Source organism: Campylobacter concisus, from assembly GCF_015679985.1.
In the GTDB taxonomy this organism is placed as follows: Bacteria; Campylobacterota; Campylobacteria; order Campylobacterales; family Campylobacteraceae; genus Campylobacter_A; species Campylobacter_A concisus_AC.
Genome location: NZ_CP049239.1, coordinates 960,753 through 980,016, shown reverse-complemented (window position 1 = coordinate 980,016; position 19,264 = coordinate 960,753). Strand labels below are relative to the sequence as shown.

Genomic DNA, 19,264 nt, shown 5'->3' with positions numbered 1-19,264 from the left:
TTTAAGGCAAAAAAGATAGGAAAATAAATGACTTGGAACCGCGATAGCTGGAGAGAATTTAGTATCTTGCAACAACCAAAATACCCAGATTTAAAAGAGCTTAAAGAGGTCGAGGAAAAATTAAAATCGCTTCCTCCTTTGGTCTTTGCTGGCGAGGCTAGAAGCTTAAAAGAAGAACTTGCAAAAGTTTGTAATGGTGAGGCGTTTTTGCTTCAAGGTGGCGACTGCGCTGAGAGCTTTACAAATTTTAATGCAAATAACATCAGAGATATGTTTAAGGTTTTACTTCAAATGGCGATAGTTTTAACCTTTGCTGGTGGCTACCCAGTGGTCAAAGTGGGCCGCGTGGCAGGGCAGTTTGCAAAGCCTAGAAGTAGCGATTTTGAAGAGGTAAATGGCGTTAAGCTTCCAAGCTATAGAGGCGACATCATAAATGGCTTTGAATTTGACGAAAAGGCAAGAGTGCCTGATCCAAAACGCATGATCGAGGCGTATTATCAAAGCGCATCTACGATGAACTTACTTAGGGCCTTTTCAAGAGGCGGTTTGGCCGACCTACATCAAGTGCATAAGTGGAATTTAGGCTTTGTTAAAAAACCAGAGATCGGCGAGAAATACGCAAAACTAGCTGATGAGCTAACAAAGACGCTTTCATTTATGGCAGCTTGTGGCATCACTTCAGCAAATACGCCAGTCATAAATCAAACCGCGGTTTATACATCTCACGAGGCGCTTTTGCTACCTTATGAGGAGGCTTTAACTAGGGTCGATAGCCTTAGCGGTGAGTGGTATGACTGCTCGGCTCATATGCTTTGGATAGGCGAAAGAACGCGTGGCATAAACGACGCTCACGTACATTTTTTAAGTGGTGTGAAAAATCCTATCGGTGTAAAGATCGGACCAAGTGCAAAGGCTGAGGATGTCGTCGCTCTTGCAAATAAACTAAATCCAGAAAATGAAGCTGGAAGGCTAAATGTGATAATCAGAATGGGTGCAGATAAAATCGGCGAAAATTTACCAAAAATTTTAAGAGAGCTAAAGCGAGAAGGGCTAAATATCGTTTATAGTATCGATCCGATGCATGGCAATACTGTAAAAACATCAAATAACTACAAAACCAGAGAATTTGACAAGATAATAAGTGAGGTTAGAAGCTTTTTTGAAATTCACAAAGCTGAGGGCACAAGAGCTGGTGGTGTACATCTTGAGATGACAGGCCAAGACGTGACTGAGTGCACGGGTGGGGCATTAAATATCACTGAAAGTTCGCTTGAGCAAAGATATGAAACACAATGTGATCCAAGGTTAAATGCTGATCAGGCACTTGAGCTTGCATTTTTGATGGCTGATCTAGTTAAAAAAGCTTAAAATTTATAAAATTTGGAGAAAAAGATGGTAAATGTTTATGATCTAATCGTTGTTGGTGGCGGACCTTGTGGAATTGCTAGCGTAGTTGAGGCAAAAAGAAATGGCTTAAACAATGTTTTGCTTCTTGAAAAAGGTGATAATCACAGCCAAACGATAAGAAAATTTTATAAAGATAATAAACGCGTAGATAAAGAGTATAAAGGGCAAGATAGCACGATACATGGTGTAGTTTCGTTTGAGGATGGTACGAAAGAGAGCACGCTTGATTATTTTGACAAGCTGCTTGATACTGAAAAGATTGAAGCTTTTTTTAATTCTGAAGTAGAGAGTGTGAAAAAAGATGGAGAAATTTTTAAAGTAACTACCTCAAAAGCCGTCTATGAAGCTAAAAATGTGATGATCTCAATTGGCAAAATGGGACGACCAAATAAGCCTGATTATAAAATCCCGCCTTCACTAAACTCAGTTGTAAATTTTAACCTTGATAGCTGTACAAACGGCGAAAAGGTGCTTGTTGTAGGTGGCGGAAACTCAGCAGTTGAGTATGCGATCGAGCTTTGCCAATACAATAAAACCACAATCGCTTATAGAAAAGATAATTTTAGCCGTGTAAATGAGACAAATTTAAGCGCACTTTGGGAGCTAGAAAAGCACGGTAAGATAAAAGTTAGGCTAAATCACGATATAAAAGAGATAGATAACGAATCAGGCAAAGTTAGAGTGCATTACAAAAATGGCAAAATTCGCGTTTATGACAGAGTTGTCTATGCAATAGGCGGCTCAAGTCCGGTTGATTTTTTACAAAAATGTCAGATAAAAATTGATGAAAAAGGCACTCCAATAGTTGATAGCAACTACCAAAGTAGCGTGCCAGGACTTTATGTGGGCGGTGACATCGTGCTAAAAAATGGCGGCTCAATAGTCGTTGCTCTAAATCACGCTCATCACGTCATAAAAGATATTTTAAAGGGCAAGGCATAAGCTTGATAAATAAAATTTTACTAGCTATTTTTTGTTTGATAGTTGGCTTTTGCCTATCGTTTTTTAAATCTCCAAAAGAAGATGAGTCACCAAAAGATACTAATCAAACGATTTATTCTATAAATTTTGACAATTTGCCAGAAGAAGAGAGACAAAAATATATCAGCAAAGACGATCTTTACGAATATGGTGGATATATAACTCCAAAAAGCTATATCCAAAATTTTACTGAAACGAACGATCAAAATTTATCAAATGATGTAAACGAACTTCAAGAACAAGTTCGTGAGCTAAGTAAAAAAAATAAAATTTTAGCTACTGATAATGTTGATATTAGCGAGAAAAATTTAGACTTTATAAGCAAAATTTCAGAGATGAAAAAAAATATCGAAAATGAAAAAAATGAGATAGTTGAGAAAAATCAAAAGACGCTAGGCGAGCTTGAAGCACAGCACTTTGAAAATATACAAACTCTCACAAAACGGCTAAATGAAGCTCAAGCTGATATGATTGAGAGCTCAAAAGCCTATGAAAAAAAGATAATAGACCTTGAAAATGCGATAAATGAGGCAAAAAATGGCGATGAAAGTAAGGTAAAAGACATCGAAGCAAATTTTGCTAAATTTAAAGAGGCAGCTGAGGCAAATTACACAGCTTTAAAAGAGCAAAATATAGAGCTAAATACGACACTGGCTCAAAAAGACGCGCTAATAAAAGAGTATGAAAATACTCAAAATGAAAAAGATAAAAACGAAAAAAGAGAAATTTTGCTTTTAAAAGAGGAGATCGAGCGAGCAAAGAGTGATGCTAAGACACAAAAATTTAGCTACGAAAAAGAGATAAATGCACTAACTGATGGCTTTGAAACGCAAAAGGGTGTTATGGAGGATGAGCTTTCAAAAAAGGCAAATAAGATAATTGATCTTGAGGAGGCTCTTGAGTCAAGCAAGACTGCCTTAAAAGATAGAATTTATGAGCTTGATGAGATAAAGAAAAATTTAAACTCAAAAGATTTAGCAGTTGAAAACTATAATGGTAAAAATTTAGAGCTAAACGCCTCTCTTGCGGCACTTCATAAAAGTTTTAATGATCTAAAAGAAAAAAATCTTAAAAGCGAGCAGGAAAATAAACTCGCAAATGAAAATATAAATTCGCTTAAAAAAGAGCTTGAACGGGTAAATTTGATAAATAAAAAGCTAGAGAAGCAAAATTTAGATGCAAATACAAGTTTAAATGAGCTAAATAAAAAGCTAAATTTAAGTGAAGAGAGCCTTAAAAATGCAAGAGATGAGCTAAAGACGCTTGATACAAAGACAAATAAATTTTTAAAAACTTTGTTTGAGCAAAATCAAACTATCTCTTTGCAGACTCAAAAGCTTGGTTTAAATGACAGTGAGCTGAAAAATTTAAATACAAAGATAAACTCAAAAGATGAAAAGATAAAAGAGCTGGAAAATAATCTCACGCAAACAAGTCAAATGCTAGTAGCAAAGCAAAGTGAGCTAGAAGCTCAAAAAAGAACGCTAAAGATCGATATGCAAAACTATGAAATTTTACGCCAGCAAATAAATATTTTGCAAAAAAAGATAGCCGATACGTCGGCTCTTTTTGCTGATAGTAATAAAAGTGGTGATAAAAATTTACTAAGCTTGCAAAATGAGCTTGAAAGTGCAAAACATAAGTTAAACGAGAGCAATAAGACGATTGAGAGGTTAAATTCTAAAATAAATGAACTTAGCTCATCTAGCGCAAAAGGAAGTCCAGTAAATGCCAAGATCATCGAACTTCAAAAAGATATCGAGCAAAATTTAAACAGACAAGATGAACTTGAAAATGAAAATGTGAATTTAAAAAATATCTTGCAGGCGACAACTAAGCCAGAGACGCCAACAAAGCTGGTTTTGATCTCTAGCCTTGAGTGTGATGACATGGATGCAAAAGATAAGATTAGCGTGATGTGTAAGAATAGAGTGAGCGAATTTTTGCAAAGATTTAACTCAAACTACCTTTATGAGATAATTCCGATCGTAGATAAGAAAAATTTTGTCATCCCATCAAATGTGGCGCAAAGCATCAAAAAAGATGATCTTGGCAGGCTAAATAACTATGTAAATTATGGCGTTGGTAAAGAGCGCGCAAAGGCAGCAGCCGAGCTTATAAAAGAAGAATTTGGCGATTTTGCAAGGATCAGCTTTAGCTCCGAAGTGATCGTAAAAGATGTCACGCGTGGCTTTATCATCAAGGTTTATAGATGATCTTGGCTCAGCTAAAAAGTGGCTATCGCTACAACAGCGATACGCTGGTACTTTATGATTTTATAAGCTCAAGTTTGAAAAATTTTTCAGGCAGAATTTTAGACGTTGGCGCAGGGTGCGGGATACTTGGGCTTTTGCTTAAACGCGACTTTAGAAATTCCAGCCTAAGCTTGCTTGATATTTTGCAAATAAATGGTGAAATTTCTAAATTTAATGCCAGTAAGAATGGCTTGGAGGCAGAAACTATAAATACTAATTTTGCAGATTTTAAAGATAGTGAGAAATTTGACCTCATCGTATCAAATCCACCATTTTATCACGAGGGTGCAAAACAAAGCGAAGATGAGCATATAAAGGCTAGTAGATACACAAGCTCTTTGGGTCTAAAAGACTTTATAAAAGGTATAAGCGTAAATTTAAAGCCTCACAAAAGGGCGTTTTTTTGCTATGCACCTGATGATCTTAGTCAGATTGTAGCGTGTCTAAAAGAGTTTAAGTTAAATTTAGTAAGCCTAAAATTTATTCATACAAAGGCTGATAAACCAGCAAATTTAGCCTTATTTGAGGTAAGAAATAATTCAAACTCAAAGCTAAAAATTTTGCCACCTTTGGTAATGAGCGAAAATGGCTCGCATACAAAAGATGCGATTGAAATTTTTAAAAAAGCTGATACAAAGAGCGTTGATTATCAGGAGCTAACGTGAGGGTGCAAGGCTTTAACTATGAGTTTGATGCCAGCTTTTGCGAGAGCTGTGGCGGTAAGTGTTGCGCGGGAGAGAGCGGATATATCTGGATAAATGAAGAAGAAATTTCAAAATTTTGTACTGCATTTCATATGAGTAAAGATGAGTTTGAAAAGCAGTTTTTAATAAGAGTTGGGCTAAGGTGTAGCATAAAAGAGAAGCCTTATGAAGATGGCTTTGCTTGTATATTTTTTGATGAAAAAAATAAAAACTGCTCAGTCTATGAGCTAAGGCCACAGCAGTGTAGGACTTTTCCGTTTTGGAATTATTTTAAAAAAAATTTAAAGGAGCTAAAAGCAGAATGTATTGGCGTAAAATTTTAGTATTTTTTATGAGCGTATTTTTTAACTCGCAGCTACTTTTGGCTGACGATAATAAAAGTATAAATTTACGTCTAATGCAGGCTTTATTGTTTCAAGATAGCGGAGATGTGAATGCTAGCATTCAAGCTTACTCAAACATTTTTAAAGATACAAATCAAAAAGCTTATTTAAAAGAGGCGATCAAACTTGCCTTTGCTACAAAAAATGAAAATTTAGACACTTTGATAAGTGAAGGCGAAAAAAGCTTAAAAGACGATAGCGATTTTATCCGTATAAAGGTGGCAAATTTAGTAAATCTTTCAAAGCTAAATGAGGCTAAAAGTTTAATGCAAGAGCTTGCCACAAAAGAGCCAAATGCCCAAAATTTACTCATGCTTGGCACTATTTGTATGATGCAAAATGAAACAACGACTGCGCTAAAATACTTTGAAGAGGCATACTCGCTAAAGCAAGAAGAAGAAAACTTGCTCCGTATTGTTGATATTTTGATAAATCGCATGGATAAGATAAAAGACGCTACAAAATATCTTGAAAAATTTAGAGATGAACAAGGCTGCACGCTAAAGACTTGCGAGCTTTTGGCTGAAATTTACTCCCAGCAAAGAAATTTCCCAAAGGTGATCGAACTCTTTGAAGAGCTTTATGAGCTAAATCACGACACTTCGTATATTGATAAGATTGTGCAGTTTTTTATCTATGATAAAAATTACAAAGCAGCAATTGAAATTTTAAAAAAATATAGCTACAACGATATAGCGCTTATGGATCTTTATGCGGCGACTAGTAATTTTGGTGATGCATACATACTTGCTGTTAAAATTTATAACGATAGCAGGGATTTAAATTTTTTAGCAAAAGCCGCGATTTACGAATACGAGATGAATAAAGATAACTTGAACGAACAAAAAATGTCTGAAATTTTAGACAAATTTGAAGCTAGCGTGCCAAAGCTAGAAAATGATATGTTTTTTAACTATTATGGCTACTTGCTGATAGATCATGATATTGACCCTAGAAAGGGTATAGAGCTTGTGCAAAAGGCGCTTGCTATCTCGCCTGAGTCGCCTTATTATGAGGATTCGCTAGCGTGGGGATATTTTAAGCTTGGTGAGTGCAAAAAGGCAAAGGGCATTATGCAGCATGCAATGAAAGATGTTGATTTTAGGACTTCAAAAGAGGCAAAAGAGCATTTGCACCTAATAGAGCGCTGTATAATAAATCTAAACAAAAGGCTTAAAAAATGATACTTGATGAGATAATAAAAAAAACTAAAGATGATCTTGAAAAAAGAAAAGCAGACTTCCCTGAGGAGTGGCTTGGCCGCTCGCTCGCGTACAATCCATACGTGCCAAGAGATGTTTTAAATGCTCTTAGAGCAAGTCAAAATGAGCCTATAAAAATCATAGCCGAGATCAAAAAAGCAAGCCCAAGTAAGGGCGTGATAAGAGAGGATTTTGAACCTATAAAGATCGCTCAGGAATACGAGCCATACGCAAATGCCTTTAGTATCTTGACTGAACCACATTGGTTTAAAGGCGATATCGAGTACATCACGCAGGTTCGTCGCTACGCATCAAGGCCGATCCTTAGAAAAGACTTTATTATTGATAAGTATCAAATTCTTGAAGCTCTTGTTTATGGGGCAGACTTTATCTTGCTCATCGCAAAAGCACTAACTCAAAATGAGCTAAAAGAGCTTTTAGGCTATGCTCATCATTTAGGGCTTGAAGTTTTGGTTGAAACTCACGACGCGAGTGATGTGAAAAAGGCTATCTTTGCAGGAGCAAATATAATAGGTATAAATCATAGAAATTTAGATGATTTTACGATGGATATGAGCCTTTGTGAGAAGCTCATACCACTTTTGCCAAATGGCAAGATAATAGTCGCTGAAAGCGGTCTTTACGAGCATGAACAGCTTAGGCAGCTAAGCAAAATAGGCGTTGATGCCTTCTTGATAGGAGAGCATTTTATGAGACAAGATGATATAAAAAATGCCGTCAAAAAGATAAAGGAGGGCGAGTAATGCAGCACCTTTGTGCCCCTTGGAGAAGCGAATACTTTAGCGCTAAAAAAGATAGCTGTGTTTTTTGTGACGTTATAAACTCAGATGATGATGATAAAAATGGTGTGCTTTTTCGAGCTAAATATTGTTTTGGGATTATGAATTTATATCCGTATTCTCCAGGTCATTTTATGATAATACCAAATCAGCATACCGACAAGATTGAAGAGCTTGATGAGCAGACTTGGTTTGAGATGAGTAAATTTGTAAGGCTTGGAGTTGAAATTTTAAAAAAAGAGCTTTATGCTAATGGCGTAAATATAGGTATGAATTTAGGCAAGGCAGCGGGAGCTGGGATAGCTGAGCATGTGCATTATCACCTTGTGCCAAGGTGGAGCGGAGATACAAATTTTATAACCACCATCTCTGATGTGAGAGTAAATGGCACGCCATTTCATCCACTTTTTGAGAAACTAAAAAAGGCATTTAGTGCCGTTATTTGAGCTTGATGCAGAGCAGTGGCTAGAGAAAAGAAGCTCTTTTGAAATTTTAATAGACGCAAGATCACCACATGAATTTTTATATTCTCACATAAAAGATGCTATAAATTTATACGCTTTAAATGACATAGAACATAAAGAGGTAGGCACGATCTATAAAAGCGATAGATCCCTAGCAAAGAGTCTTGGTGCAAAGTATATCTGCAAAAATTTACAAAATATCATTGATGAGGTTTATAAAAGAGCCAAGGTTGGTTCAGCTATTGGTATCTACTGTGCTAAAGGTGGGCTTAGATCAAATTCTGTTGGCTATGTTCTAAGCATGATAGGATATAGAGTTTTTAGGCTTAGTGGTGGCTATAAAGCTTATAGAAATCACGTTTTAGAATTTCTAAATCGACCTTTGAGCACAAAATTTATCACTCTTTTTGGAAATACTGGTTGCTACAAAAGTAAGCTCATAAGGGCTCTAAGCCCGTCAATAGACCTTGAAGCTATGGCAAATCATTTAGGCTCTGTCTTTGGAGCGATAAACGGCGCGCAGCCAAGCCAAAAAAGCTTTGAAGATGCGTTATTTGAAAAGCTCATAACGCTAGAAGATAAAATTTGCTTTATTGAGGGTGAGAGCAGAAGGATGGGCTCGTTAAGTTTGCCAAAAAGTCTTTATGAGGCGATGCGTAGTGGCATAAATGTCGAAGTGAGCGCAAGTTTAGAAAAAAGAATTTCTTGTATAGTAGATGACTATAAAAGCGTGGATAAAGCTTTTTTTGACGAGTGTATGAAGAAAATTTCGCCATTTATCGATAAAAAAGCTAGAGATGAATCTGTGGCTAAATTTAATGAAAATGACATTGCTAAAGTAGCTGAAATTTTACTCACAAAATACTACGATAAAGTCTATAAGAAAAATGAAAATATTAATGTTTTCATAAATTCTGATGACTTTGACGAAGCCGTTAAAAAGCTAAATGATATAAAAAATGAAGCAAAATTTTAGGCTTATTTTAATTAAAAAATTAAGCCTAAAATTTATACAAATGAGTTTTAGCTCTTAAAATTTTATAGTCTTTGCTCACTTAAATTTATCAATTTCACTAAAAATAATATGTTTAATTTTATGTAAAATATTTTGTATTATTCTTCTAAACTAGTTAAAAATTTTTCAAGAAAATCAAAGCGATACCTAAAATTCGCTAGAAAGTTAAAATGGATTTAAAATGCTTTGGGATATAATCTGCGATAAATTTATCAAAAGGCTAAAGTGATGATAAAACAGATTTCTGGTTCACAGATGATAAGCGAGGCCTTGCACGAGGAGGGCGTTGAGATAGTTTTTGGCTATCCTGGCGGTGCAGCTTTAAATATCTACGACGAAACATACAAGCAGACTTATTTTAAACACGTTTTGGTTCGCCACGAGCAAGCAGCCGTTCACGCGGCCGATGGATACGCTAGAGTTAGTGGTAAAGTTGGCGTTGCTTTTGTGACAAGTGGTCCTGGCTTTACAAATGCTGTCACTGGCCTTGCAACAGCTTATAGCGATAGTATTCCAATCGTGCTTATAAGTGGTCAAGTACCAACATTTATGATCGGCACAGATGCTTTTCAAGAGATCGATGCGGTCGGCATTTCACGCCCCTGTGTTAAGCATAACTTTTTAGTTAATAGCGTTGAAGAGCTACCTCGTATCATAAAAGAGGCCTTTTACATCGCAAGATCAGGCCGTCCAGGACCAGTTCATATCGATATCCCAAAAAATATCACATCAAGACTTGGTGACTTTGTCTATCCAAAAGAAATTTCTATTCCAAGTTACAAACCGACCTATAAGGGTAACTCAAAACAGATAAAAAAAGCAGCAGTTGCGATAAATGAAGCTAAAAGGCCGCTTCTATACATCGGTGGTGGTGCGATCGCATCTGGAGCTAGTGATATTATCCGTAAATTTATGCAAAAAACTGGCATCCCAGCGGTTGAGACACTGATGGCTCTTGGTGTGCTTGATGCAAAAGATGAGCTAAATTTAGGCATGGCAGGCATGCATGGTAGCTACGCTTCAAATATGGCTTTAAGCGAGTGCGACCTTCTTATATCACTTGGAGCTAGGTTTTGTGACAGGATTACTGGCAGGACGGACGAGTTTGCCAAACATGCAAAGATAATCCACATCGACATCGATCCAAGCTCTATCTCAAAGATCATAAACGCTCACTATCCGATCGTTGGCGATCTTACAAACGTGCTAACTGAGCTTTACGAAGAAGTCAATACAAAGCCTGAAAACTACGCACCTTGGAGAGAAATTTTAGATAGATATTCTAAACTAAATCCACTTGGCTACACAGATAGCGACAAGTTCTTAAAACCGCAATGGGTCATCGAAGAGACCGCGAAGATAGCAGGAGCTGATGCGATAATCTCAACAGATGTCGGTCAGCACCAAATGTGGGTGGCGCAGTTTTATCCGTTTAACAGAGCAAGACAGCTTGTCACAAGTGGTGGACTTGGCACAATGGGATTTGGCCTCCCTGCAGCGATTGGCGCAAAATGTGCAAAACCAGACAATCTTGTTATAAATTTTACAGGCGATGGCTCAATACTTATGAATATCCAAGAGTTAATGACTGCTCATGAGATAAATATGCCCGTTATAAACATCATTTTAAATAACAATTTCTTGGGCATGGTGCGCCAGTGGCAGACATTTTTTTATGAAAAACGCTACTCATCGACTGATCTTAGCTTGCAGCCTGATTTTGTAAAGATCGCTGAAGGATTTGGCGGAGTTGGCTTTGTTTGCAAGAGTAAGGATGAGTTTAGAAAGGCTTTAAAAGAAGCGATCGATAGCAAGAAATCAGCGATGATCGACGTTAGGATCGACCGCTTTGAGGATGTGCTTCCTATGGTTCCAGCTGGAGCTGCGATTTATAATATGATATTAAAGAGCAAGGAAGAAAAATGAGTATCAGAAGAACGATTTCGGTTATAGTTTTAAATGAACACGGCGTTTTGGCTAGAATTTCTGGGCTTTTTGCAGGCAGGGGCTACAACATCGATACGCTCACCGTTGCTCCAATACCTGAGAGCAACTTCTCAAGACTGAGCATCGTAACTAGTGGTGACGAGAGAGTTTTAGAGCAGATCGTAAAACAGCTTCACAAGCTCATACCAACGTATAAAGTCATAGAAAGTGGCGAATTTGTCGAAAAAGAGATGGCGCTCGTAAAAATTCCGCTTGGTGAAAATTTTGCCGGTCTTGAGGCGATACTAAAGTCGTACAATGGTATCGTTACAAATACAAATGAAAACTACATCGTTGTCATGGTGGCTGACGATGCGAGTAGGATAGAGAACTTTTTAAAATCGATAAAGAAATTTAACCCAGTTGACGTCGTACGTGGCGGATCTGTGATAATGGATATATGATGAAACTAAGTGAAATAGCCTTAAAAGTAAATGCTACTTTTAGTGGAGAAGATATAGAAATTTTTGCCTTAAATTCTTTAAAAAATGCAAATAAAGCTGAGCTAACATACTGCGATGGCGAGAAGAATGCAAAATTTATAAGCGCTTCAAACGCTGGAGCCATCTTGGTGACAAAATCGCTTTTAGACTTGGTGCCAGCTGGTATGGTCGCACTTGTGTGTGACAACCCGCACCTTGCATTTGCCTTGCTTAGTAAAGATTATGCTAAGCCACTTTTTTGCGAGCCAAAGCCATCAAATATCGCCAAGAGTGCAAAGATAATGCCAAATGTCTACATAGGCTCAAATGTGAGCATTGGTGAAAATACGATAGTCATGGCTGGAGCATTTTTGGGCGATAATGTGACTATTGGCAAAAACTGCATCATCCACCCAAACGTGGTCATTTATAACGACTGCGTCATCGGTAACGAGTGTCATCTGCTGGCAAACTGCGTTATAGGCAGCGACGGCTTTGGCTATGCACATACAAAAACTGGCGAGCATGTAAAAATTTATCACAATGGCAACGTAGTTTTAGGCGATTTTGTCGAGATCGGCGCTTGCACGACGATAGATCGTGGTGTTTTTGAAAGCACGATGATCGCAAACTACACAAAGATAGACAATCTCGTTCAAATAGGCCATAACTGTGAGCTTGGAAATGGCTGCCTAATCGTCTCACAAACTGGCCTTGCTGGCTCAACAGTGCTAGGCAGAAACGTTGTAATGGGCGGACAAAGCGGCTCAGCTGGTCATGTAAAAGTGGGTGACTTCGCGCAGATCGCTGCACGTGGAGGCGTTAGCAAAGACCTGCCTGGCGGCAAAAAATACGCCGGAGCTTATCCAATAATGGAGCTTTCAGATCAGTTTAAACTCCAAGCAAAAATTTTGAGATTTTTTAAGAAAAATTGATTGCAAGCTTTTGCGAGCTTAAAATCGCAAAAGCTTTTTATCTCGTAGCCTAAAAATGCTAATTCTATTTTAAAACGAGCTAGACTTAAAATTTATATGTTGAGTTTGGCAAAACACAAATTAATCATTTTATTTTAAACATCTATTTATTTGGCTTTGTTCTCTTTTATTACTCTAGCCGTTTCTATCGCGATTTCTAGCTCTTCGTTTGTTGGGATGATGAGCGTTTTTATCTTAGCGTCATCCCCGTCTATACATCTCTCGCCTCGCATGTCTTGGAAATTTAGATCGTGATTTATGTGAATGCCAAGATGCTTTAGTTCATCACAAATTTTTTGCCTTGTATTTGGTGCATTTTCGCCGATACCGCCAGTAAATATAAGTGCATCAACGCGTCCTAAAATGGCGTAATATGAGCCAATATATTTTTTTACTCGGTAGCAAAACATCTCAAATGCAAGCTTTGCTCGCTCATCATTTTGCATTTTAGCCACAACCTCTCTCATATCACTTGAGCCACAAATTCCAAAAAGTCCGCTTTTTTTGTTTAAAAAGTTATCTATCTCGTTCCATTTTAAAACGCCGATATTTAGCAAGTAGATGACCACAGCTGGGTCCATATCGCCGCTTCTTGTACCCATTATGAGTCCTTCAAGTGGGCTAAGCCCCATTGAGGTATCGATACTTTTGCCATTTTGTACTGCACAGGCTGAAGCGCCATTTCCTAGATGAAGCGAGATAGCGTTAAATTTATCAAATTCTATGCCAAGCATTTTGGCCGCTTGTTTGCAGACGTATCTATGCGAAGTACCGTGAAAGCCGTATTTTCTGATATGATGAGCCTTGCAAACGTCGTAGGGTAGGGCGTAGCGGTAGGCATACTCTGGCATACTTTGATGAAATACCGTGTCAAAAACGACCACGTGAGGTACGTTTTTGCTCTCTTTCATCGCATTTTTGATGCCAGCAAGGTGCCCTGGATTGTGAAGAGGGGCAAGCGGACTTATCTCCTCGATCTTTTTGATGACGCTCTCATCAACGATCATCGAGCTAAAAAAGCTCTCGCCACCGTGAACTATCCTGTGTCCGATACCATCAAGCTCGCTTAGATCGTGCAATGTGTGTGATGTAACAAAGAGCTCGTTCATCGCCTCAAGTCCGTCATGGTGGTCTTTTATGAAGCGTTTTATCTCGTAGGTTTTGCCATTTGCTTTTAGTACCGCTCTTGAGCTATTGCTGCCGATTTGCTCGACTAGACCGCTTGCTAGACTGGTTTTGGTATCCATTGCAAAAAGTTGAAATTTTATTGAGCTACTACCCGAGTTTAAAACCAAAATTCTCATATTATTCTCCTGCTTGTATGGCGCTGATTAAGATAGTATTTACCACGTCTTCAACGAGGCAACCGCGGCTTAGGTCATTAACTGGCTTTTTTAGCCCTTGAAGTATCGGACCCACAGCTAGAGCGTTTGCGCTTCGCTGAACTGCTTTATAGCAGATGTTTCCGCAGTTTAAATTTGGAAAGATAAATACATTTGCATCCCCTGCGACATCGGAATTTGGCATCTTTTTGCTAGCCACACTTAGATCAACGGCTGCGTCAAACTGAATGGGCGCTGCAATTTTTAAATTCGCATCAAGATCGCTCGCCTTTTTAGCAGCTTCTTTTACAAAATCCACATCAGCCCCACTGCCACTATCAGCCGTAGAGTAGCTCAGCATAGCGATCTTTGGGTTAAGACCAAAGGCACTTGCTGTTTGAGCACTACTTAGCGTGATACTAGCTAGCTCATCTGTGCTTGGATTTGGCGTGACGGCGCAGTCGGCAAAGAGCAAAATTTCTTCTTCAAGCGCCATGAAAAATGCCCCACTTACCACGCTTACATTTGGCTTCGTTTTTATTATTTGTAAGGCTGGGCGGATTGTATCAGCCGTGCTCATCGTAGCGCCACTTACCAAGGCATCGGCTAAGCCTTCATGAATTAGCATCGTAGCAAAGTAAATTTTATCTTTAGCAAGTGCGTTTGCCTTGACTTCGTCCACGCCTTTATGCTTTCTAAGTTCATAAATTTTCTTTGCAAACTCATCTGTCAGCTCGTTTTGTTCTGGGTTGATCACTTTGGCTTTGCTTAAATTTAGCCCCAAAGCGGCCGCTTTTTTTGAAATTTCATTTTCAAGTCCTAGCAAGATGATATTTGCTGCGTCTTTTTCTAGTACGATATGAGCCGCTTTTAAAATTCTCTCATCGTCACTCTCTGGTAAAACAACGGTTTTGTTTGCAGCTTTGGCCCTTTTTAGAAGCAAGCTTTGAAATTTAAATGGTGTGATGATGTCAGCTTTGTAGCTCAAAATTTCATCAAATTTATCGGTGATTAGAAGCTTTGAGTTTGGATTTAGCGCTTTTAGCTCGCTTGCATTTTTGTCAAAAACTGGCGTGTTTAAATTTCTTGCTAGCTTTAAATTTAGCTCGCTTTTGCCAAAGACACTAAAACTCTCACAGCCAAGAACTATGACAAAGTCGCTTTTGGCTTTTAGCTCCTCAAATTTATCTATAAATTTTAGAAAAAATTCTTTTTCATTTGAATTTATTAAGTTATTTTTATCGTTTTCATTTGGGATTATCTTAAAAATCTCAACTTTTTTGAATTTTGTAGCTATAATTTCTTGCAGATGTGCTAAATTTTTGTCTATAAAAACGTAACAACTTTTCATTTGCGACCTTTTTAGGAACTTAAATTGCTTAATTTTAGCACAAAGATACTTATTTTAAGGCATTTTTTATGAACCATAAAACGATTTGGCTCGTCTTATCTGCGGGCATTATTTGCACTGGCTGCACACCAAGCGCTGATCCTCATATCAATATGAAACCCCCAGTTTATGTCGAGCAACTCCCTTCAAAAGATAGTGGAACCGGACAAAGCAACGCTGGCAGCCTCTTTGGTAAGGGCGAAAATCCGCTATTTTCAGATAGAAAAGCGATGAATGTAAATGACATCGTGACTATCGTCATCTCAGAAAATGCAAGCCAAACTTCAACTGGTAGCAAAAGTACCAACAAAGATAGCACCATCTCGCTTGGTGGCGGTGTTTTTACAGCTGGGGCTGCACCGCTTTCAACTGTGGCTGATAATCTAAACAAATACGGCGATATCGGCTTTAAAGCAGGTGGTGGCAATAAATTTACAGGAAGTGGCACGAGCAACAGAAGCGAGAAATTTACTGCAACCATTTCAGCCAGGATCATAAAAATACTAAATAACGGCAATTACTTTATCGAGGGTAGCCGCGAGCTACTTATAAATGGCGAAAAGCAGATCATGCAAGTAAGCGGCGTTATCAGACCTTACGACATCTCACAAAACAATGAAATCGACTCAAAATATATAGCTGATGCTAAAATTTTATATAAAACAGAGGGTGAGCTAGACAAATCTACCAAAAAACCTTGGGGCACAAGGCTCATGGAAGCTATCTGGCCATTTTAATGCAACTTTAAAAGCCTAAAATTTAATCAATTTGGGCTTTTAAAAATTTATATCTCAAAAAATTCTCTCGCCTTAAATATGCTAAATTTTTAAAAATCATTAAAAATTATAGTTGATATTTACTTTCAGAATAATATGCTTAAAATATTGAAAATTCATCAAATTAAAATCAAATTTCTCAAAATATTATTTTTTATATTTTAAAAATATATCGCAAAAAATGGATTTCAAATTTTTTAGTTAAAATTTATTTAATTATAAATATTAATTTTATAAAATAATTTTTTACTTCTTTAAACAAAGATATTATTAACAAAAGTAAAATTTTCAAGCAAAGGAGCTTATATGAATAATGACTTGCGTCAAAAGATAGATAGACGCTTAAGTGAGCTTAGTGCGTTGCCTAAGATGAAAAGCGACTCGAGTATTGCGCAGCTTTTAAAAGAGAAGGGCTTTACGAGGCGTGATTTTATGAAGTGGGCTGGTGCGATGACAGCTTTTATGGCTCTACCAAGTGTGATGACACCGATGGTTGCTCGTGCTGCTGAGCTTAGCGATAGGCTTCCTGTGATATGGCTTCATATGGCAGAATGCACAGGCTGTAGTGAGAGCTTACTAAGAACCGATGCTCCAAGCATAGATAGTCTTATATTTGACTACATAAGCCTTGAATATCACGAAACTATCATGGCAGCCTCTGGTTGGCAGGCTGAAGAAAATTTAGAGAGCGCGATCGAAAAATACAAAGGCAGATACATTTTGCTAGTTGAGGGAGGTATTCCAACTGGTGCGACTGAAAATTTCTTAACTGTTGGACCTCATGGCACAACAGGTAAAACTCATGCTGTAAATGCTTCAAAAGACGCAGCTGCTATCTTTGCGATCGGCACCTGTTCTAGCTTTGGTGGCATTCAAGCTGCAAGGCCAAACCCATCAAATTCAGTCGGACTTTCAAAGGTAACTGATAAGCCAGTTATTAATGTTGCGGGCTGTCCACCAAGTGAGAAAAATATCGTTGGCAACGTGCTTCACTTCTTACTTTTTGGCACACTTCCAGCGCTTGATGTTTACAATAGGCCAAAATGGGCTTATGGCTTAAGAATTCACGATCTTTGCGAAAGACGTGGTCACTTTGACGCTGGCGAGTTTGTCCAAAACTTCGGCGATGAAGGCGCAAAAAATGGCTACTGCTTATATAAAGTAGGTTGCAAAGGTCCATATACTTTTAATAACTGCTCACGCGAGAGATTTAACCAGCACACATCGTGGCCAGTTCAAGCAGGTCACGGCTGTATAGGCTGCTCAGAGCCAGACTTCTGGGATACGATGGGACCATTTGAAGAGCCTATGGCAGATAGACTCTTTGATACTGTTTTGGGTCTTGGAGCTGATAATGTCAGCGATAAAGTTGGCATTGGAATTTTAGCTCTTACAGGCATTGGCATAGCAGCTCACGCTGTTATAGCTTCTATGAGTAAAGATAAAGAATAAGGCGAAAAAATGAGTGAAAAAAGAATAGTAATAGACCCTATAACACGTATCGAGGGACACTTAAGAATAGAAGTTGTCGTAGATGAAAATAATATTGTAAAAGAGGCGTATTCTGGCTCAACTCTTTGGCGTGGTTTAGAGCAGATCGTAAAAGGTAGAGATCCAAGAGATGCTGGCTTTTTCATGCAAAGAATTTGTGGTGTTTGCACATATTCACACTACCGAGCAGGCATCATCGCGGTTGAAAATGCCCTTGGCATCAAGCCTCCACTAAATGCAGAGCTAACTAGAACGCTTATGAACGCAGCTTTATATCTTCATGATCACATCGTGCACTTTTATCAACTTCACGGCATGGACTGGGCAGATGTGGTCTCTGCACTAAGCGCAGATGTGCATAAAGCTAGCGAAGAGGCGTTTAAATATACTGATCTTCCGTTTGCCACGGGAGCTGACAAGCTAAAAGAGGTAAAAGAGAGGGTTGAAGCCTTTGTTAAAAAGGGCAATCTTGGACCATTTGCCAACGCATACTGGGGACATAGCACATATAAATTTACGCCAGAGCAAAATTTAATCGTCCTCTCACACTACTTAGAGTGCCTTAGAATTCAAAGAACAGCAGCTCAGATGATGGCGATCTTTGGCGCGAAAAACCCACATCCACAAAGCCTAACAGTTGGCGGCGTGACTTGCGTGATGGATCTTATGGATCCAGCTAGAATGGGCGAATATATGAGCAAATTTGCTGAGATCAAAGAATTTGTCGATAGAGCTTACTATCCAGACATTTTGATGGCGGCTAAGGCTTATGCAAACGAGCCAAGCGTTCTAAACGATGCTGGTGTGGCAAATTTACTCTGCTACGATGAGTTTTTGATCGGCAAAAATGATCATCTATTTAAAGGTGGCTACATCTTAAATGGCGATCTTAACAAGGTTTATGATATTGATGAAAATAAAATCACTGAAGAAGCTACTAGGTCTTGGTATAAAAACGACAAAGCGCTTCATCCATATGACGGCGAGACTGAGGCAAACTACACAGGTCTTATTGACGGTGAGAGCATAGATGCCGAGGGTAAACTAGCTCATAGTAAGCTTTTTGATACAAAAGGCAAATATAGCTGGATCAAAGCACCAAGATATGATGGCTTGCCTATGCAAGTGGGTCCAATAGCAAGTATCGTTATAAACTATGCTAGAGGCAACGAGAGAGTTAAAAAAGTAGTTGACGAATTTTTAGCAAAGAGTGGCTTGCCATTAAGTGCAGTTTTCTCAACTCTAGGCAGAACCGCTACTCGTATGCTCGAGGCAAAAGTAGTAGCAGAGCATACAATGGATGCATTTAATGCTTTGATCGAAAATTTAAAATCAGATCAAGAGACTTGCACAAAATATGTAATCGATAACAAAAAAGAGTACAAAGGAAATTTCCAAGGCAATGCTCCAAGAGGTGCGCTTAGCCACTGGTGCCGCATAAAAGATGGTGTTATCACAAACTGGCAAGCAGTCGTGCCAAGCACTTGGAACGCCTCTCCAAAAGACGCACAAAATCAAATGGGAAGCTACGAAGCGTGCTTAGTTGGTTTAAAGATCGCTGATCTTTCAAAACCACTTGAGATAATACGAAAAATTCACTCTTACGATCCTTGCATCGCGTGTGCTGTGCATGTTATGGATACAAAGGGAAATGATTTGAGTACTTATAAGATAAATCCAAATTTGTAAGGA

Annotated in this window: 17 protein-coding genes; 15 read left to right on the top strand and 2 right to left on the bottom strand. The window is 38.3% G+C overall.

Going from position 1 to position 19,264, the window contains the following annotated elements; all coding sequences use genetic code 11:
• The first annotated feature begins 27 nt into the window (after positions 1-27).
• The 12 genes from G5B98_RS04945 to lpxD all read left to right on the top strand — a co-directional run bounded on the left by G5B98_RS04945 (position 28) and on the right by lpxD (position 12,554).
• Positions 28-1,368, top strand: a complete 1,341-nt coding sequence (locus tag G5B98_RS04945) for a class II 3-deoxy-7-phosphoheptulonate synthase (RefSeq protein ID WP_196086216.1) — start codon at positions 28-30, stop codon at positions 1,366-1,368.
• A 24-nt stretch (positions 1,369-1,392) separates the two neighbouring features.
• The gene (locus G5B98_RS04940) at positions 1,393-2,349 is read left to right on the top strand and encodes an NAD(P)/FAD-dependent oxidoreductase (RefSeq protein ID WP_196086215.1); all 957 of its coding nucleotides are present in this window, start codon (positions 1,393-1,395) and stop codon (positions 2,347-2,349) included.
• Positions 2,350-2,351: 2 nt separating this feature from the next.
• Positions 2,352-4,604: a hypothetical protein gene (locus G5B98_RS04935; RefSeq protein WP_196086214.1), complete on the top strand. Its 2,253-nt coding sequence runs from the start codon at positions 2,352-2,354 to the stop codon at positions 4,602-4,604.
• On the top strand, positions 4,601-5,308 hold the full coding sequence (locus G5B98_RS04930) for a tRNA1(Val) (adenine(37)-N6)-methyltransferase (RefSeq protein WP_196086213.1): 708 nt from the start codon (positions 4,601-4,603) through the stop codon (positions 5,306-5,308). Before G5B98_RS04935 ends, G5B98_RS04930 begins: the two co-directional genes overlap by 4 nt.
• The gene (locus G5B98_RS04925) at positions 5,305-5,670 is read left to right on the top strand and encodes a YkgJ family cysteine cluster protein (protein WP_087584553.1); all 366 of its coding nucleotides are present in this window, start codon (positions 5,305-5,307) and stop codon (positions 5,668-5,670) included. Before G5B98_RS04930 ends, G5B98_RS04925 begins: the two co-directional genes overlap by 4 nt.
• A complete protein-coding gene (locus tag G5B98_RS04920; protein WP_196086212.1) occupies positions 5,649-6,914 on the top strand; it encodes a tetratricopeptide repeat protein in 1,266 nt (421 codons plus the stop codon). The genes G5B98_RS04925 and G5B98_RS04920 overlap by 22 nt, the downstream gene beginning before the upstream one ends.
• Positions 6,911-7,696, top strand: coding sequence for an indole-3-glycerol phosphate synthase TrpC (trpC, locus tag G5B98_RS04915; protein ID WP_196086211.1), 786 nt, complete (start codon positions 6,911-6,913; stop codon positions 7,694-7,696). Before G5B98_RS04920 ends, trpC begins: the two co-directional genes overlap by 4 nt.
• Positions 7,696-8,178 (top strand): HIT family protein, encoded by a 483-nt coding sequence (locus G5B98_RS04910; protein ID WP_085657294.1) that lies wholly within the window; start codon positions 7,696-7,698, stop codon positions 8,176-8,178. Before trpC ends, G5B98_RS04910 begins: the two co-directional genes overlap by 1 nt.
• Positions 8,165-9,172: a tRNA 2-selenouridine(34) synthase MnmH gene (gene mnmH / locus G5B98_RS04905; RefSeq protein WP_196086210.1), complete on the top strand. Its 1,008-nt coding sequence runs from the start codon at positions 8,165-8,167 to the stop codon at positions 9,170-9,172. Before G5B98_RS04910 ends, mnmH begins: the two co-directional genes overlap by 14 nt.
• A 270-nt stretch (positions 9,173-9,442) precedes the next feature.
• A complete protein-coding gene (locus tag G5B98_RS04900; RefSeq protein WP_232524627.1) occupies positions 9,443-11,137 on the top strand; it encodes an acetolactate synthase large subunit in 1,695 nt (564 codons plus the stop codon).
• Between the two features lie 2 nt (positions 11,138-11,139).
• Positions 11,140-11,601 carry an acetolactate synthase small subunit gene (gene ilvN, locus G5B98_RS04895; protein ID WP_223154493.1) on the top strand — a complete coding sequence of 154 codons (462 nt, stop codon included), beginning with the start codon at positions 11,140-11,142 and terminating at the stop codon, positions 11,599-11,601.
• Positions 11,601-12,554: a UDP-3-O-(3-hydroxymyristoyl)glucosamine N-acyltransferase gene (lpxD, locus tag G5B98_RS04890; RefSeq protein WP_196086208.1), complete on the top strand. Its 954-nt coding sequence runs from the start codon at positions 11,601-11,603 to the stop codon at positions 12,552-12,554. Before ilvN ends, lpxD begins: the two co-directional genes overlap by 1 nt.
• Positions 12,555-12,700: 146 nt before the next feature.
• Here the strand turns inward: lpxD and G5B98_RS04885 are convergent, their stop codons facing one another.
• Together G5B98_RS04885 and pta are read right to left on the bottom strand one after the other, a co-directional pair.
• Positions 12,701-13,897 carry an acetate kinase gene (locus G5B98_RS04885; RefSeq protein ID WP_196086207.1) on the bottom strand — a complete coding sequence of 399 codons (1,197 nt, stop codon included), beginning with the start codon at positions 13,895-13,897 and terminating at the stop codon, positions 12,701-12,703.
• A 1-nt stretch (position 13,898) separates the two neighbouring features.
• On the bottom strand, positions 13,899-15,266 hold the full coding sequence (gene pta / locus G5B98_RS04880) for a phosphate acetyltransferase (protein ID WP_196086206.1): 1,368 nt from the start codon (positions 15,264-15,266) through the stop codon (positions 13,899-13,901).
• Positions 15,267-15,334: 68 nt separating this feature from the next.
• Between pta and flgH the strand changes: the two genes are divergently transcribed.
• The 3 genes from flgH to G5B98_RS04865 all read left to right on the top strand — a co-directional run bounded on the left by flgH (position 15,335) and on the right by G5B98_RS04865 (position 19,261).
• On the top strand, positions 15,335-16,042 hold the full coding sequence (flgH, locus tag G5B98_RS04875) for a flagellar basal body L-ring protein FlgH (RefSeq protein WP_021091364.1): 708 nt from the start codon (positions 15,335-15,337) through the stop codon (positions 16,040-16,042).
• 345 nt (positions 16,043-16,387) lie between these two features.
• Positions 16,388-17,533, top strand: coding sequence for a hydrogenase small subunit (locus tag G5B98_RS04870; protein WP_196086205.1), 1,146 nt, complete (start codon positions 16,388-16,390; stop codon positions 17,531-17,533).
• Between the two features lie 9 nt (positions 17,534-17,542).
• A complete protein-coding gene (locus G5B98_RS04865; RefSeq protein WP_196086204.1) occupies positions 17,543-19,261 on the top strand; it encodes a nickel-dependent hydrogenase large subunit in 1,719 nt (572 codons plus the stop codon).
• Positions 19,262-19,264 lie beyond the last annotated feature (3 nt).